Source organism: Nocardia sp. NPDC127579, from assembly GCF_042672005.1.
Classification (GTDB): Bacteria; Actinomycetota; Actinomycetes; order Mycobacteriales; family Mycobacteriaceae; genus Nocardia.
Genome location: NZ_JBHXVZ010000010.1, coordinates 1 through 14,913, shown reverse-complemented (window position 1 = coordinate 14,913; position 14,913 = coordinate 1). Strand labels below are relative to the sequence as shown.

Annotated in this window: 17 protein-coding genes, 1 pseudogene and 1 riboswitch; of the genes and pseudogenes, 9 read left to right on the top strand and 9 right to left on the bottom strand. The window is 66.1% G+C overall.

Translation table 11 applies throughout. The features are described from left to right. Window positions 1-89 precede the first annotated feature (89 nt). The 5 genes and pseudogenes from ACFVMC_RS28705 to ACFVMC_RS28685 form a co-directional block, all read right to left on the bottom strand. Window positions 90-746, bottom strand: a complete 657-nt coding sequence (locus tag ACFVMC_RS28705; RefSeq protein ID WP_379215370.1) for a hypothetical protein — start codon at window positions 744-746, stop codon at window positions 90-92. Window positions 747-795: 49 nt separating this feature from the next. Then, window positions 796-1,839, bottom strand: coding sequence for an aromatic ring-hydroxylating dioxygenase subunit alpha (locus tag ACFVMC_RS28700; RefSeq protein WP_379215368.1), 1,044 nt, complete (start codon window positions 1,837-1,839; stop codon window positions 796-798). A 9-nt stretch (window positions 1,840-1,848) separates the two neighbouring features. Further along, complete coding sequence (locus tag ACFVMC_RS28695; protein ID WP_379215702.1) at window positions 1,849-2,499, bottom strand: hypothetical protein; 651 nt, start codon at window positions 2,497-2,499, stop codon at window positions 1,849-1,851. A 51-nt stretch (window positions 2,500-2,550) separates the two neighbouring features. Beyond that, window positions 2,551-2,808, bottom strand: a pseudogene (locus tag ACFVMC_RS28690) (Rieske 2Fe-2S domain-containing protein); the annotation flags it as partial. 258 nt (window positions 2,809-3,066) lie between these two features. After that, window positions 3,067-3,387: a hypothetical protein gene (locus ACFVMC_RS28685; RefSeq protein ID WP_379215366.1), complete on the bottom strand. Its 321-nt coding sequence runs from the start codon at window positions 3,385-3,387 to the stop codon at window positions 3,067-3,069. Window positions 3,388-3,737: 350 nt separating this feature from the next. Between ACFVMC_RS28685 and ACFVMC_RS28680 the strand changes: the two genes are divergently transcribed. Further along, window positions 3,738-4,388: a response regulator transcription factor gene (locus ACFVMC_RS28680; RefSeq protein ID WP_379215364.1), complete on the top strand. Its 651-nt coding sequence runs from the start codon at window positions 3,738-3,740 to the stop codon at window positions 4,386-4,388. A gap of 34 nt (window positions 4,389-4,422) precedes the next feature. Here ACFVMC_RS28680 and ACFVMC_RS28675 read toward each other — a convergent pair whose 3' ends face one another. After that, window positions 4,423-4,998: a lysophospholipid acyltransferase family protein gene (locus ACFVMC_RS28675; RefSeq protein ID WP_379215362.1), complete on the bottom strand. Its 576-nt coding sequence runs from the start codon at window positions 4,996-4,998 to the stop codon at window positions 4,423-4,425. 348 nt (window positions 4,999-5,346) lie between these two features. Between ACFVMC_RS28675 and ACFVMC_RS28670 the strand changes: the two genes are divergently transcribed. The 3 genes from ACFVMC_RS28670 (at window position 5,347) to ACFVMC_RS28660 (ending at window position 6,677) form a co-directional block, all read left to right on the top strand. Further along, a complete protein-coding gene (locus ACFVMC_RS28670; RefSeq protein WP_379215360.1) occupies window positions 5,347-5,592 on the top strand; it encodes a Smr/MutS family protein in 246 nt (81 codons plus the stop codon). Between the two features lie 245 nt (window positions 5,593-5,837). After that, on the top strand, window positions 5,838-6,002 hold the full coding sequence (locus ACFVMC_RS28665) for a hypothetical protein (protein WP_379215358.1): 165 nt from the start codon (window positions 5,838-5,840) through the stop codon (window positions 6,000-6,002). A gap of 351 nt (window positions 6,003-6,353) precedes the next feature. After that, window positions 6,354-6,677: a hypothetical protein gene (locus ACFVMC_RS28660; protein ID WP_379215357.1), complete on the top strand. Its 324-nt coding sequence runs from the start codon at window positions 6,354-6,356 to the stop codon at window positions 6,675-6,677. A 120-nt stretch (window positions 6,678-6,797) separates the two neighbouring features. Here ACFVMC_RS28660 and ACFVMC_RS28655 read toward each other — a convergent pair whose 3' ends face one another. Next, window positions 6,798-7,964 (bottom strand): alpha/beta fold hydrolase, encoded by a 1,167-nt coding sequence (locus ACFVMC_RS28655; protein WP_379215355.1) that lies wholly within the window; start codon window positions 7,962-7,964, stop codon window positions 6,798-6,800. A gap of 97 nt (window positions 7,965-8,061) precedes the next feature. After that, a riboswitch (cobalamin riboswitch) is annotated at window positions 8,062-8,126 on the top strand. 247 nt (window positions 8,127-8,373) lie between these two features. Here ACFVMC_RS28655 and ACFVMC_RS28650 point away from each other — a divergent pair. From ACFVMC_RS28650 to ACFVMC_RS28630, 5 genes are all read left to right on the top strand, one after another. Then, complete coding sequence (locus ACFVMC_RS28650; protein ID WP_379215353.1) at window positions 8,374-9,402, top strand: FecCD family ABC transporter permease; 1,029 nt, start codon at window positions 8,374-8,376, stop codon at window positions 9,400-9,402. Between the two features lie 115 nt (window positions 9,403-9,517). Further along, the gene (locus tag ACFVMC_RS28645; protein WP_379215351.1) at window positions 9,518-10,294 is read left to right on the top strand and encodes an ABC transporter ATP-binding protein; all 777 of its coding nucleotides are present in this window, start codon (window positions 9,518-9,520) and stop codon (window positions 10,292-10,294) included. A gap of 23 nt (window positions 10,295-10,317) precedes the next feature. Further along, on the top strand, window positions 10,318-11,331 hold the full coding sequence (locus ACFVMC_RS28640; RefSeq protein ID WP_379215349.1) for an ABC transporter substrate-binding protein: 1,014 nt from the start codon (window positions 10,318-10,320) through the stop codon (window positions 11,329-11,331). Window positions 11,332-11,433: 102 nt separating this feature from the next. Continuing rightward, the gene (locus ACFVMC_RS28635) at window positions 11,434-12,150 is read left to right on the top strand and encodes a DsbA family oxidoreductase (RefSeq protein ID WP_379215348.1); all 717 of its coding nucleotides are present in this window, start codon (window positions 11,434-11,436) and stop codon (window positions 12,148-12,150) included. Window positions 12,151-12,442: 292 nt separating this feature from the next. Continuing rightward, the gene (locus ACFVMC_RS28630) at window positions 12,443-13,189 is read left to right on the top strand and encodes a hypothetical protein (protein WP_379215346.1); all 747 of its coding nucleotides are present in this window, start codon (window positions 12,443-12,445) and stop codon (window positions 13,187-13,189) included. Between the two features lie 234 nt (window positions 13,190-13,423). Here the strand turns inward: ACFVMC_RS28630 and ACFVMC_RS28625 are convergent, their stop codons facing one another. Together ACFVMC_RS28625 and ACFVMC_RS28620 are read right to left on the bottom strand one after the other, a co-directional pair. Next, window positions 13,424-13,894, bottom strand: coding sequence for an SRPBCC domain-containing protein (locus tag ACFVMC_RS28625; RefSeq protein ID WP_379215344.1), 471 nt, complete (start codon window positions 13,892-13,894; stop codon window positions 13,424-13,426). A gap of 25 nt (window positions 13,895-13,919) precedes the next feature. Next, the gene (locus tag ACFVMC_RS28620) at window positions 13,920-14,687 is read right to left on the bottom strand and encodes a dioxygenase (protein WP_379215342.1); all 768 of its coding nucleotides are present in this window, start codon (window positions 14,685-14,687) and stop codon (window positions 13,920-13,922) included. Between the last annotated feature and the right edge of the window lie 226 nt (window positions 14,688-14,913).

Genomic DNA, 14,913 nt, shown 5'->3' with positions numbered 1-14,913 from the left:
TGGACCATGCCACGAGGCTAGCGGTCCGCGCAGCACTCAGCTTTCCAGCGCTGAGCGGAACCGTTGTCTCGCCGATGGACTGCCCCGGCTCAGAGTCCCGCGGCGGAATATGTCCCACTGAGAATCATCTGCACGGCCGCGACCATGCTCCAAGCCGGGAGCACGATCCAGATCGAGTTGGACAGACCGACCAGCACGAACAGGATGGCCCGCCGATGGCCACGCCCGCGGCGGTTGAGGATGTAGGCGAAGAAATAGGCGACTGCACCGTAGGCCATCTGGTAATGAGACGCCAGAATGACTATGCCGAGCCACTGCGCGGGCACGACCTGCCAGGTCATCATGACGAGAGTGAAGATGCTCGGGACGAGAGTGGAGAACCCGTTGCCTGTGTCCGCGATGAACCCGAACGACGAGCGATCGATGTACGAGCGGTCCAGTCGCGCGTAGTAGGCCCACACTTTCGCCCAATAGCGGGGACTCAGGCCGGCATGGCCCTGCCGGGCACTGAATATCCGGCCGATCTGCCGGAAGGTGGTCTGCTTCTCCACCGCGACACTTCTGGTGTACTCCGCGACGACCTCGTCGGCGTAGAAGTAGAGGATCATCTCCCACGCGCAGACCAGGATATTGATCGCCAGGAACAAGGCGGTCACGGCCTGAGTCCAACTGAACCCGTGCACGGTCGTGTGCACGAAGACACCAGCGGCCCACACTCCGGCGATGAGCGCCAACGGGGCACACATCACAGGTATCCCCCGTGCTGTGCGCACCAAATCGACAGTGGCCGTGGAACTACTTGCCTGCGTTGACATCTTCCAACTCCGGATAGAACTGATTCGCCCATCGGCGAAATTTGTGGATAGGGCCATCGCCCTGCGCCAGCGCGGGTTTGGCCATGTATTTCTTGTTCTCCCAGACCACCCGGTCCCGATGGAACTCGATGGTCACCAACTCGAGAATGAATCGCCCGAGTATCCATTCGAACGGGGACAGAAATCGGGAAACGATGCGCGAGGTCGAACGGCGATGCACGCTCGTGGCAATGTGCACAGCCTGATGGCGCCCGACCGTGGGCGTCACGAGAACGAGCTGGCGGAACTTCCAGCCGATATCCAAAGTGCTCTCGACCACCGAGAATCCGAGTCCATCCACCCGAATGTCTATCTCGACACCGATCGGACCGACGACCGGTGTCGGCCGGGTAGTACGACAGACCGACCGCAGCCGCGGTCCGTCGAACCGCAACGGAGACACCACTTCGAACGTGCTGAAGCCGTGTAACTCAGTGAAATGCCCATAGTCGACGCCATTTTCGGCGATCTCCTGCGGATGGCTGTGGCTAAGCTCGAGTTTGCGTTTGTGCAGCGGGCGCCAGCAGCCGTCATCGGACGGCACATCGATTTCCCACGGCGGCTTCCCGGGCGCACCGTTGTACACCAGTGCGATACCGAAGACCTCACACACCGGCAGTATTCCGAGCCGCGCGGCCGGAGGTGGCGACGCAGCCTTGTACGGAGTGAAAACGCAGGTGCCCTGACCATCGAACCGGAATGTGTGGAACGGACATTCGATTGTCTCGCCGTATACCCGGCCACCGCGTCCCAGGTGCGCGCCCAGATGTGGGCAATACGCTTCGGTGGCGTGCAGTTTCCCAGAAACCGTTCGGAACAAGACGATTTCGCGCCCCATGAAGGTACGCGCCAGTACGGCGCCAGGAGCGATCTCGTCGGCGAAGGCAACAGTGAACCACCCCGTGGGAAACGGGTGCGGTCCGTCTTGGATCCCACGGTCCGCAAGGGGGCCACTGGCGACCGGACCCGAGTTGAGAACGGACATGGAAGCCTCTCAGTTCGTCTGGTCGGGATAGAACTGCCGACACCACACGCGAAACTTGCTGATCGGTCCATCGCCGGCGCCCAGCGCGGGCCGATTCAGATATTTCTTTCGCTCCCAAATCACTTCGTCACGAATGAGCTGAGCGAACATCTCGTGCGAGAGCACACGGTCGAGAATCGCGTCGACCGGCCGCCAGAGGATGCGGGTGAGCGGGCTGTTCCCCCGGCCGCGAACACTCGTCCACGCGCGGACGACAACTTCACGCTCGTTGATCGGCGTGCCGACGACCAGTTGGCGCATCTGCCAGCCGGCCGCCTTCGTCTCGACCACCGAGAAACCCAGTCCGTCGACGAGAATGCGAATCTCGGTATCAATGCTTCCGATCAGCGGAATCGTCGTACTGAACGCGTAGCGCATCCGCGCCCGAGGGCCCTCGGTGACGAACGGATCGATCACCCGTACCTTGTCGAAGCCATGCAACACGATCAGATGTCCGATGTCGACGCAGTTCTCGGTCATCTCCTGCGGATGGGTACGCACCACCGCCGTTCGCAACCGCATCGCGCGCCAACCCGGACCGGTTTCCGGTTCCTCTATCTCCCAGGGAATCTCGCCTGCGGGACCGTGCCAGACCATGACCATGCCGGAGATCTCGCGCACTTCGAGTACACCCATGCGGGCGGCCGGCGGCGCGGCGCCGTAGGGCGAGTACACGCAGGCACCGGACACCCCGAATTTGAAACCGTGGAACGGGCAACGGATATCATCGCCCTCGACGCTGCCACCGCCGAAGTGCGCACCCAGGTGCGGGCAATACGCTTCGATCGCGTGCGCGGTCCCGGAACCGGTGCGATACACCACTATCTCGCGTCCCATGAAGGTACTCGAGAGCAATCCGCCGGGCTTCAGCTCACTACCGAACGCGACGGCGTACCAACCGGAGGGATAGGGTGGCGGGGTATCACACATACCCCGGCGAATCAGGGCGCTATCGGCCGGAAGCGATGTCATGTCGAGTGTGGCCGGTTCCATCCGGTTCCCCTTGCCTCATCAGGGTGATCTTGCCGTAGCAATTCTCATACAGACGTGATCCATCACACATTCCCATTCTTGAGAAGCTCGCGAACCCCGAGGAAATACGCACTGCCAGATTGCCAAGGCCATCGAGCGACATGCCGAATCGCGCACGCGGGACAGCATTTACCGCCCGGTGGCCGCTCGTCGTCTTCAGCTGCCGAAGTAGCCCTTCCACAGACAGACCGGGACATCCGGCAGGCTGCGGCGACCGTCCGCCACCGCACGCACCAGGTCGCCGTAGGCGACCTCCTCCTCCGCCAGCCGAGTCCACGCCGCGTGCATCAATTCCCCGCTGGGATCATCGGTCATCAGCAGGTGAAACGCCCGGTCCGCGACCACCGCGATGCGATCGATGACGTCACCGAGGCTCTCCTCGTGTTCGATCGCTCCGGCCGTGGGCCGCCGATGCCGGCTCGCCCACCCGTTGATACGCGTCACCAACTCGCCCCGGTACCAGCCCATCTCGGCCATTCGCTCAGGATGGCTACGCAATTCGCCGTGCACTACGGCAAGTGCTCGCGCCCACCCACAGAGGTGCCCGCGCACATGGTGGCCACGTAACGCACACAGCAGCATGCTCGGACTCGGCAGCGCGATATCGGAAAAGGCCGTCTCGGGTTGAACCAGACGAATATTCATACCGGATCCACAGGGGGTTGGTCGAGCAATCAACGACAGGTCGTGCAAAGAGCTACATAACGCGTTTCTACCAGGTTCTATGCAGAGTTTCTCTCAAGAGAGTGTCAAAACGGTCCCGCCCTTCCCAGCAGTGGCAATTCGAAATAATCGGACCGCGCGCGAGAGGGGAAGGAGATCCAAGCATGAAATTGAGCGTGGCGGCAGGCAACGAGGCATTCGGCCGGGCTTTGGCCGAGTCGCTGTCCAGATATGGACACAACACCTGTTACGAGGTCGGGAGTTCGAATCTCCTCGGCTCCCACCGACGGTACGACGCGGCAATCCTGGACCTCGAGCTCACCGGCGGCGTCGACCTGCTGCGCAACCTTCGTATGGTCAGCAACATGCCTGTGGTCGCCCTCGGCGCATCCGAGGACGAGCGGTCCATTATTCGGGCCTTGCGCTGCGGCGCGGACGACTACATGGTCAAACCACCGGGTGTCCGCGAACTCATCGCGCGGCTGGAGGCGATCGCACGCCGAGTTCCCCCGCCCCGTCCCGCCCCGAGCCAGGTGACCGCCGGTGACGTGCGGATCGACCTCGACGAACGCACGGTCGAGGCAGGCGGCGTCCCGGTCGACATCACACGCAAGGAGTTCGAACTCATCCGGGTGCTGGCGGAGCGGCAGGGCTGCCCGGTGAGCCGCGAACAACTGACCGATCACCTCTGGAGCGACGCCGCCCGCCCGGCCTCACGCACGCTCGACGTGCACCTGAACGCGGTACGGAACAAGCTCAACCGGCCCGGACTGATCACGACCGTCCGCGGCTACGGCTTCCGACTCAGCCATTGAGGGGCGCCGACCCGCACGTGGGGGCTATTCGTCGTCATGCATCGTGCGCTGTCCCGTTCGGGGGCGCGCTGTCAGCAAGCTCTCGTTCGAATATCGCACGTACTCGACGGACGTGCTCGTCGATGCTGTCTACGCGCCAATCCCGGGTGTCGATCGGCGGTAGCAGGGTCACCGTTATCTCACCCGGATCCACCAGCGCGGAACTGCGCCAGAGCACGGCACCGGCATTGCGGATCACGACCGGAACAATGGGCACTCCGGCTTGGATCGCGAGATGGAAGGCCCCCTTCTTGAATGCGCGCAGGCTGGCTGTCGGCGACACCTGCCCTTCCGGCGCTACCGCCACGGCCACGCCCGAACGGAGCAAATCGACAGCCGGTCGGAGGGTCTCGATCGCCGCCGCGGGCTTGGCTCGATCGATGAACAACACCCCGATGAAGTCCATCAGATAACCGAATATGGGGTAGCGGCGCGCTTCTTGCTTGACCACGGCGGTGAAGTCGCGCCGCAGGACCCAGGCGATCACCAAGGCATCGAGCTGACTCTGGTGATTGAATACGAAAACCGCGGGACGGTGGTCGCGCACGCGCGACCCGTCCTCGAGCCGCACCCGCACTCCGGCGGCCCACAGAGCAGCAGTGGGCACAACGGCGCACACCCGGTTCCGGCGGCTCCGCCGATCGCGCCCCACCGTACCGACCAGTGCCACAATGGCACTCAGGGCCAGCGCCAGCACACCCGCCGCGGTGCGGAACACGCGGATGCCCACAGCGTGGCGGATTCGATAGGGCCCCCCATGAATACGATCCCGCAGGCCGACCGACTCCATACTCACGGTCGCAATTCTGGCGTCACAGAGAACGCGAGCCTTCCCACTGCTGAGAACACCTGCCGGGACGGACGCGGTAAGTAGCCTGCAGAAGTATCCGGACACCCTTCTACGCCAGGAGAACTCGTCGTGCTCAGTTTGGATCTGCACCCGATCTTCCGCAGCAACCGCGATATCGATACCGCGATGCGTCAGTTCCTACTCAGAGCCGCACAGTCGGGTGAGCCGGTCGCCGAGATCATTCCCGGCAAAGGTTCAGGACAGCTCCAGCGCCGCGTGCTGACCTATCTCGACCAGAAGCACATCAGAAAGCTATATGTACGCCGGGAGCCCGATCCCGGCAACAGCGGTCGAGTCCTGGTGTATTTCGCCTGATCGTCGCCCATACCGGCCCGGTCACCTCACCTGGTGGCCGGGCCTTTTCGTGCGCCACGGGCGCTGTGCCGAAGGCCGGATCGGCGAGCACGTAGGTAGAGAGCGGCGTCCGGACGTTCGACTACCGATGCGTCCACCGCTACCTAGCCGAGGAGAATCCGTGCTGAACGAGCTCGGGCCCGAGCAGACCTGTCAAGGGAGGACGATATGGTCAGCCACGCAGTGCCGACGGGGGGACACGGCGAATGACCAACGTACAGATGGTGTCGTTCACAATTGTCGCGGTCGAAGTACTACTGATCCTCACGGCGCTGTGCTGGCCGCGCCGCCGCTGGCCGGCAAACAGCGAATCGCAACGGACGATATCCGACGGCGACAGCGGCCGGAAGTCGATCGCCGAGCGCGTCTAGCCGAACTCGCCGGCTGGTCAGCGACGGCGATGACCGCGGACTGGCCGGCGTATCTCGCTGCTCAGCACTGCCGCCGTGCATTCTCTTGGCCGGCTGGACATCGCCCTGACTCTTCAAGGCGACTCACCCTCGGCCGCGATTGACGCGGAGTTCACCAATGGTTGACGAGCCGGTAGTCCTGGGTCGATAAGGTCGGCCGAACCCTCCGCACCATAGGTTCGAACACCCTCCGGGTTCCCAGCCATGAGAGCAATGTGCCGTTATTCAACGGTACGATGGGAAGTGGCACGTAACACAGCGTGTAGCCGCTGCCTATAGCGACCGCTGCACGTACCCCGAAGGAGAAGAACCATGTCCCACGCTCATACCGTGTCGCGCAACGCGCGACGGATCGCCTCGGTGTCGGCCCTCTGCCTGGTCGCGCTGGCACCGGCCTTCGCCGTCCCCGGCGTCGCGAACGCCGGGCGCGACAACGACACCAGCGCTCGATCCGAGCGAAGCAGCAACAACAACGACAACGAGCCCGGCTACGACATCCACTTCGGCGACAACGGCTACGAGCTGCACTGGCGGGACGGCGGCAACCGCTCGCCCCGGCAGAGCGAGTACTCGCGCGGTGGCGACGGCAGCACCAGCGGCTGGTACATCTGCAAGCGCCAGGCCAATTGGTGCTAGAACGGCTACGGGCGGGGCTGCCGCGGCGGCAGCCCCGGAATGCCGTAGCGGCACTGTCCCATGTGGCCATCGATGAGCGGTTCATCAGTTGTTGTTTCGATATTCCCGAAGAGACGATGCTCAGCGTGGCGCCGCCGACCCGGCTGCTTCACGCACCTGCCGCTGATAACGCAGCAGGAACGGCAAAACCTGATCGACAATAACCTTGTTGTACTCATTCGAGCGTTGAATTGGGTTGGCGTGTCCGGTATTCGATGGAAACACCACCAGGAGAGTGCCGTCCACGCCGCCCGCGAGTTCGACCAGCACCCGATGGGAGTACTCGACATCGACGACACGGTCACGGTCGGCATCGCGCGGGCGCAGGAAGACGATAGCCGGGCGCGGCTTGCCCTCGACCGGGCGCGACAGGGCACGCAGATCGCGCGCCGCGCCGCCCGCGACGATCGCCAGGAACTGCGCTTCGATCAGGCCGTTGCTGGCGGCGTCGTCGGAGAAGATCTTGTCGTGCAAGACCCGTTCGGCCGCGTCGCGGAACTCCGGTAGCCGGATGCCGAGTGCGCCGTCGAACCCTCGATCGACGAATTCGCCACGGCGCGCGTACATTTCGACGATGAAGCGGAGCGTGCGGCTTTCCCGCGCGCCGGGCAGCCAGCCCATCCAGCGCACCATGTCCTCACCGCGGGTGCGGCTCTCCTCGCGCACCGCGTTCAGGTCCACGGGCGTGCAATCCAGCATCACCCCGACCAGTCGCCGATCGCTGCCGGTGTGGATGTGCCGGGCCACCTCCAGGGCGATCACCCCGCCCATACTGTGACCGACCAGCACGATGTTCTTCAGGCCGGACATGAGCGCGGCACGCACGATCAGATCCGCGATGACCTTGGTGTCGATACCGCGATTGTCGTATTTGATCGCCCACACCACCCCGAGCCGGCTCAGCGCGGGTAGCGCCGCCGCGGTATTGCCCGCGTTCAGATTGCCCAGCCCGACCAGATCGACCACGACGGTGTCCCAGTTCCGTTCGTCGCCGGGAGTCGCGACCGGGAGCACAGCGGGCTCGGTGCGGGCCAAGCGAGCACGTTCCGGCGCCACGTCGGTCACCCAGTACTGGGCGAACAGCGCGAGCACGGCGGCGAGCACCACGGCGAGGCGAACCAGCGTCACCCGGGTGCGGCGCAACCTGTGCCAGTCGTGACCGAGACGGGTGTCTCGCCAGCGGGCCCGGCGTCGCGCGTCGTCGTAGTCGGTGACGGTGGACGGATGCCGATCGTCCAACAGCGACATCACTCCACTGTGGCCACAGAAACCGAGACGGGTCAACCCGGCCAGGTCAGCGAACCCGACCGCACGGTAGAGTTCCCCCGTCATCCCCGGCGGGTGCGGGAATTCGGTGAAATTCCGGAACGGTCGCGCCACTGTGATTCGCCTCGCGGCGTAAGTCAGACCTCGTCCGCCGAGACGAACTCTGGAAAGGCCGCGACTTGCCTATGGAGCCAACGATGATCCGCGCGCGGACATCGCTCATCGGCGCGTACCGTCGAATACTCGGCGGACCCCACGACTTCGCCTGCCGCGTGTCGCTCTCGCACCGCCCACTGACACATCTCGTCCACCGGTCTCCGCGTGCCGGGCAGTACACCGGCCCAATTCGATGTCATCGGACGCCGGGCGATCACCTCTGGGCACAGAGCTGATGGTGCGAGTCCGGACCGCGCTGGCGCTGCCGGTACTCGCAGCGCTGCTGCTCGGCGCGATGGTCATCGCCACCGGATTCGGCGCCGAGACACTGCCGGTGTCGGCGGTGGTCGAGGTGTTGAAGCACAGGCTGTTCGGCACCCCGACCGATCTCGCGCTGGACACCATCGTCTGGCAGCTGCGAGTACCGCGCACCGTACTCGCCGCCGTCGTCGGCGCGGGATTGGCACTGGCCGGCGCCGCCATGCAGGCCCTCGTGCGCAACCCGCTGGCCGACCCGTATCTGCTCGGCGTCTCCTCCGGGGCCGGGGTCGGGGCGGCCGCCGTGATCACCTCGGGTCTGTTCGCGGGGGCCGGAATCTGGGCGCTGACGGGCGGAGCACTGGCCGGGGCGTTCGCGGCGGCGGCGCTGGTCTTCGGTATCGCTGTCGCACAAGGCGGACTCACCCCGATGCGGCTGGTGCTTACCGGCACCGTGCTCGGCTCGGCGTTCGCCGCGTTCAGCAGCTACCTGATCTTCCGTAGCTCCGACCCCGCCGCCGCCCAGTCGGTGCTGTTCTGGTTACTGGGCAGTCTGGCCGGCGCCGACTGGACCACCATCGGACTGCCACTGGCCGTGGTCGTCCTGAGCGGACTCGGCCTTGTCGCAGCCAGCGGCTGGCTCGATGCCCTCACGTTCGGCGCGGACACCGCCACCGCCCTCGGCGTGCCCGTCAAAGAACTGCGAATCGCGCTGTTCGTTTTGCTCGCCGTCCTCGTCGGCGTCCTGGTCGCTGTCTCCGGTGGCATCGGTTTCGTCGGGCTGGTCATCCCCCACGCCGCCCGCCTCATCGTCGGCCCTCGCCATCGCGCCCTCCTCCCCGCCGCCGCCCTGTGCGGCGCACTCTTCCTCGTCGTCGCCGACACCGCGACCCGCGCCCTCGGCCGCCCCACCGAAATACCCGTCGGTGTGCTCACCGGCCTCATCGGCGCACCCACGTTCCTGCTGTTGCTCGGCCGCCGCCGCTACACCTTCGGGCAATCATGACCGCCCGGCGACGCCCCCGAACCCCACGCGGGCGAGGACGGGCTACGGGGAAGCGAACCGCGATCGGGCGCGGCGATTCGCAGCCGCGCGACGGTCGCTACCGCTCCGGGAAATCATGAGTGGCGCAGCGTTGTCCGCGTGGCAGCTGGCCTGCGCGACCGGGAAACGGGTTGTCGTCGGTGATGTTTCATTCGAGATCGCACCCGGCGAAGTCGTCGGCATCGTCGGGCCGAACGGGAGCGGGAAGTCGACGTTGCTGCGCGCGCTCGCGGGGATCACGAAGCCTGCCCGCGGGCGGGTCGCCGTGGATGGTGTTGCCCTGCATTCTCTTTCGGCGCGGCGACGAGCACGGACCGTGGCCATCGTGACTCAGGACGTGCGGCCACCCGCGGACCTGCGCGCCGGGGAGGTCGTCGCGTTGGGTCGCACTCCCTACCTGCCCCCGTGGGGTGCCGGGTCGCCGCGCGAACAGGAGTCCATCGAAACAGCCTTGGCCGCTGTCGATCTGGCGGGGTTCGCGGACCGGCCGGTGCAGCGTTTGTCCGGCGGCGAGCGGCAGCGGGTGCTGCTCGCGCGGGCACTGATCCAGGACACCCCGATATTGCTGCTCGACGAGCCCACCAACCATCTCGATATCACCCATCAGCTCGAACTACTCGAACTGACAAGAACCCTGAACCGCACCGTGGTCATGGCGCTGCACGAGCTCGCACTCGCCGACCGCTACTGCGACCGGATCCTGGTGCTGCACAACGGTTCCGCGAGTCCGCTCGAACCTCCCGAGATCGCTTTGCGCCCCGAGGTTCTCGACACCGTGTTCGGGGTGCACGCCATCCGGGTCCCGCATCCGGACACCGGCGAATCCCACCTTCTGATCACCGCGTCCGCGTGACGCATTCACGAAAGGCAAGACCGATGTTCCGAGCGCTGGCCGCGGCCACCCTGGCCGTCCTCCTCGCCGGCTGCGGCAACCAGCCGCCTGCCGACGCCACCCAGACCATCCGCAACTGCGACACCGAGGCGCAGTTCCCGGCGCGGGCCCAGCGCATGTTCGTCAACGACGGCAATCTGGTCTCCATGGCGCTGGCACTGGGCGCACAGGACCAGGTGGTGGCGGTCTCGAGTGTCCAACGCGACGCCGACACCCTGCGCCGGCACTACGGACCGGCCCTGGACAGCCTGAAATCGGTTGCCCCCGAATACCCTTCGCGCGAGACCGTGCTGGCGCAGCGTCCCGACGTCATGGTGGCGGGCTGGAGCTACGGCTACGACGAGGCCAAGAACCTCACCCCGGCATCGCTGCGCAAGGACGGCATCGCCGCCTACGTCCTCACCGAGAGCTGCCGTCGGACCGACGCGGGCACCCGCGGCATCGTCGATCCGTGGACCGCGCTGCGCGGCGACCTCACCAATCTCGGCGCCATCACCGGCCGCACCGACCGCGCCGCCGAACTCACCGCCGATCTCGATCGACGGCTCGAGGCACTGCGCGCCGCGCCGCAGGCCGGCCACAAGCCCACGATCTTCCTGTTCGACAGCGCCAGCGACACCGTCTTCTCGAGCGGCAAATTCGGTGCGCCACAGGCCATTCTGGAAGCCGCGGGCGGCCGCAACATCCTCGAGGACGTGGACGACACCTGGACCCGGGTCTCCTGGGAGCGCCTGGCCGCCGCCGACCCGGACGCCATCATGTTCGTCGACTACCCGCCGCAGACCTTCGCCCAGAAGATCGAGCTCCTACGCGCCAAACCCGGCATCAACCAGCTCCGCGCCGTCACCTCCGGCCGGTTCCTGAACCTGCCCTACGCGCTGTGGACCAGCGGGCCACTCAACATCGACGCCGCCGAGCAGATCCGTAAGCAACTGGAAGGCTGGAACCTGGTCCCCGCCTCGACGGTCGTCCCGCAAGCCGACGACGTGATCCGCTGATCACAGCCGGGGAACATCCGCGCACGTCAGGGCGTTTTCAGACAGTGGTGCCGACGCACTCGCGGCGGAGATCCCGGCCGCGCCGACGTGAAACGAGGTGTCATGGCCGTACAGGTCGAGATCTGGACCGATATCAACTGCCCCTTCTGCTACCTGGGCAAACGACGGTTCGAGGAGGCCCTGAGCGACTTCCCGCACCGCGACGCCGTCGAAGTGGTACATCGGTCCTTCGAATTGGATCCCACCCTGGACCCGGGCCACAGCGACGCGGTGATCCCGCACATCGCCGAGAAGTACGGCATCAGCGAAGCGCAGGCCGCGGCCAACGAGCGCGGCATCGGCGCGCAGGCCGAGGCGATGGGCCTGGACTACCGTATCGACGGACGCGATTTCGGCAACAGCTTCGACATGCACCGTCTGCTGCACTTCGCCCTCGCCCAGGGGCGTCAAGAAACCCTGCTGGACGGGCTCTACGCCGCCAACTTCAGCGATGAGCGCCCGCTGTTCGGCGACTCCGAGCGCTTGGTTCAGGTCGCGGTCGCCGCCGGATTCGACGAGTCCGAGGTTCGTGCCGTGCTGGCCGACCCTGACGCTTACGCCGACGCGGTGCGCGCCGACGAAGCCGAGGCCGCTCGCCTGGGCGCGCGCGGTGTTCCGTTCTTCGTCATCGATCGCAAGTACGGCGTCTCCGGAGCCCAGCCGCCGGAGGTGTTCACCCAGGCGCTCGAGCAGGCGTGGAGCGATCACACACCGGAGATCCAGGTGCTCGGCGACAGCGACGACACCTGCGGCCCCGAAGGGTGCGCAGTCCAGCGATAACGCCCGAGCCCCCGGCACGATCGTCGAAGGCGGTGGCACGCCGATACTCGGGGCGACACCTGTGGCTTCGACCGCTGTATTCGGGCTATAGCCGCCCGCCGACGGTAGCGTTCCACGACCGATTGCCGGGGCTGTGCTGCCCGACCCTAGTCACTGTGCGCACGGCTCTCATCGGAATCGAAGCATCGGTGGTGACATGCTATGCGGATGGACCAAGGCGCAATCGCGATCACCGGGCCGCGCCGGTGTGAGTAGTCTGCGGATGCAGAGTTCGTATCGGAAAGGTGTTCGTATGTCGGTCGCGGCAGCGGTAAGTGATCAGATTCAGCGGGCCGGTGGGAGCTTCATGTTCTCCAGGGAGGCCAAGGAATTCGCGGCGAGCACCGGCGTGGACGGCTTCCTGGGCGGCTACGTGCGAGGCCGCGGCGGCGTGCTCGGCGACGTGGACGCCGATGTCGTGTGCTCGGCGTTCGGATTCTTGCCGCTGACCACGATTCGCACCGGCTGGGAGTCGACCGCTGCCGTCCCCGCAGCCAAGGCTGCCGAAGGATATCTGGCGGCCTGCCAGGACTTCGGACGGCGCAAGCTGGCGACGTTCGAGGCGGCCCCGCGACTCGCGGAACTACTGGAAGCCGTTGTGCGGGGCGCGGATTCGTCCGGCGCCGCCCTGTTCGCCGGTTGGCGGGCCATGCCTCTGGCCGCGGACGCCCCGGCCCGGGTCCTGCACCTGGCGCATGCCCTGCGTGAACTGCGCGGCGGAGTGCACCTGATGGCGATCCGCGCACACGGCGTAACTCCCCTCGAGGCCGTGCTGATCAAGGGATCACCGTTCAACGACGGCCCCGGCCAAGCCGCCTGGTTCGGCTGGCAGGCTCCGTTCCCCGAGATCACCCCCGAGGTGCGGCAGCGCTGGGAACAAGCCGAAGCACTCACCGACGAGATGATGGCCCCGGCGTTCGCCGTCCTCGACACCGAAACCGCCACGGAATTCGTAACTCTCGTCGCCGATTGCCACGACACCATCTTCGCGGCCCGCTAGGAACCCGCCCGTCAGCGCTGTCCTGCGTCCACGGCAGGCGACGGCGGCGGTCGTTCGCTGTGCGGCGGCGGCCGGTTGGCTGTGCGGCGGCCGGTCGGTTGGCTGTGCCGCGACGGCGGCCGGTTGGCTGTGCCGCGACGGCCGGTCGGTCGGCTGTGCCGCGACGGCGGTCGGTCGGCTGTGCCGCGACGGCGGTCGGTCGGCTGTGCCGCGACGGCGGTCGGTCGGCTGTAGTCAAGGGAGGCGGCCGGTTTCGGCGAGGGCGGCGAGTTTGGCCAGGGACAGGCGCCAGCCGAGTTCGTTCAGCTCCGGGTCGACACCCGCGGGAAGATTCTCGTGGAGGGCGACGATGTCGGTGCCGCCGTTCGCCGCATCGGTGAGGGTGAGCGCGATGATCATCTCGCCGCCCATGGTGGGATCGTCGCTGTCGAATTCGACGACCTGAACCACCTGTTCGTCCGGGACCAGGGTGACGAAGTGGCCGTGGTGCGTGTCGGATTGTGCAGTGGTCTTTCCGGTGCCGGTCGGGTCGTCGTAGGTCAGCGTGATCCGGAACCGGCCGCCCTCGTGGGCCTCGAATTCGTGCACCTCACTCGACATTCCGGTGGGCACCTGCCACTTCTGCACCGATTTCGCGTCGACCAGCAGCCGATACACCGCGGAACGGGGAGCGTGCACGTGCCATCCGATTCTGGTTGTCGCCATTCCCGCCTACCTCCGACGATGGTGTTCAGCCGAGTTGGATCGAACGTTTGGCCAGTCCGTACCAGAACCCGTCGATCGCTGTGCGATAGGCGCCGAGATCGGCTTCCCCGGCGCCGAGGGTCACGAACAGCGGCGCGAAGTGCTCGGTGCGCGGATGGGCGCGAACGGCATCGGGGGCGGTGTGCTGAAAGTCCAGCAGCGCGTCCACATCGCCGGCGGCGAGCGCCTCGCGGCCCCACTCATCGAACTCCGCCGACCAGGCGGGCGCCGGCTCGTCGGTCGTGTCGGGCACCATTTCGCGCAGATTGTGGGTGAAGAATCCGCTGCCCATGATGAGTACGCCCTCTTCGCGCAGCGGCGCGAGCTTACGGCCCAGCGCGAAGAGCTCGGCCGGTTCGAGGGAGGGCATGGAGATCTGGAGCACCGGCACATCGGCCTCCGGGTACATTTCCACCAGCGGCACATACGCTCCGTGGTCGAGCCCGCGATCAGGCGCATCGTGGACCGAATTGTTCAGGAGCGTACGCACTTTCGACGCCAGCTCGGGCGCGCCCGGTGCCGGGTATCGCACCCGGTAGTACTTGTCGTCGAAGCCCCAGAAGTCATAGACCAGCGGCACTGTGCTGGTCGCACCGAGCGTGGTGGGTGCATCCTCCCAGTGCGCGGAAACCACCAGGATCGCCTCCGGCGTCGGCAGTTCCACCGACCACGCCGCCAACTGCCCCGGCCACAACCGATCATCGGCCAGCGGCGGAGCGCCATGACTGAGATAGACAGCTGGCATGCGCGTCATGGGTCCAGATTAGTAGAGCATCGGCTCTGCGCGATCGAGGTGAGTCCAATCGGTGCCCCCGACCTGGATCAACACCTGATCACCAGTACATCTGGGCACATCTCCACCAGCCGCACCGACTGCTTCTCGTCAGCGTAAACGCAGGAAGGCCCCCAACAAAATGCTGGGGGCCTTCCGCAAAAATGTTCCGGCGGTGTCCTACTCTCCCACACCCTGTCGAGTGCAG

Excerpts from the sequence above, each read along its gene's own strand:
- ACFVMC_RS28635 (WP_379215348.1), top strand. The coding sequence starts at position 11,434 with ATGGCCGTACAGGTCGAGATCTGGACCGATATCAACTGCCCCTTCTGC.
- ACFVMC_RS28645 (WP_379215351.1), top strand. The coding sequence starts at position 9,518 with ATGAGTGGCGCAGCGTTGTCCGCGTGGCAGCTGGCCTGCGCGACCGGG.
- ACFVMC_RS28630 (WP_379215346.1), top strand. The coding sequence starts at position 12,443 with ATGTCGGTCGCGGCAGCGGTAAGTGATCAGATTCAGCGGGCCGGTGGG.
- ACFVMC_RS28620 (WP_379215342.1), bottom strand. The coding sequence starts at position 14,687 with ATGACGCGCATGCCAGCTGTCTATCTCAGTCATGGCGCTCCGCCGCTG.
- ACFVMC_RS28685 (WP_379215366.1), bottom strand. The coding sequence starts at position 3,387 with ATGGCCGAGATGGGCTGGTACCGGGGCGAGTTGGTGACGCGTATCAAC.
- ACFVMC_RS28665 (WP_379215358.1), top strand. The coding sequence starts at position 5,838 with ATGACCAACGTACAGATGGTGTCGTTCACAATTGTCGCGGTCGAAGTA.
- ACFVMC_RS28650 (WP_379215353.1), top strand. The coding sequence starts at position 8,374 with ATGGTGCGAGTCCGGACCGCGCTGGCGCTGCCGGTACTCGCAGCGCTG.
- ACFVMC_RS28655 (WP_379215355.1), bottom strand. The coding sequence starts at position 7,964 with ATGTCGCTGTTGGACGATCGGCATCCGTCCACCGTCACCGACTACGAC.
- ACFVMC_RS28640 (WP_379215349.1), top strand. The coding sequence starts at position 10,318 with ATGTTCCGAGCGCTGGCCGCGGCCACCCTGGCCGTCCTCCTCGCCGGC.
- ACFVMC_RS28700 (WP_379215368.1), bottom strand. The coding sequence starts at position 1,839 with ATGTCCGTTCTCAACTCGGGTCCGGTCGCCAGTGGCCCCCTTGCGGAC.
- ACFVMC_RS28705 (WP_379215370.1), bottom strand. The coding sequence starts at position 746 with ATGTGTGCCCCGTTGGCGCTCATCGCCGGAGTGTGGGCCGCTGGTGTC.
- ACFVMC_RS28680 (WP_379215364.1), top strand. The coding sequence starts at position 3,738 with ATGAAATTGAGCGTGGCGGCAGGCAACGAGGCATTCGGCCGGGCTTTG.
- ACFVMC_RS28660 (WP_379215357.1), top strand. The coding sequence starts at position 6,354 with ATGTCCCACGCTCATACCGTGTCGCGCAACGCGCGACGGATCGCCTCG.
- ACFVMC_RS28625 (WP_379215344.1), bottom strand. The coding sequence starts at position 13,894 with ATGGCGACAACCAGAATCGGATGGCACGTGCACGCTCCCCGTTCCGCG.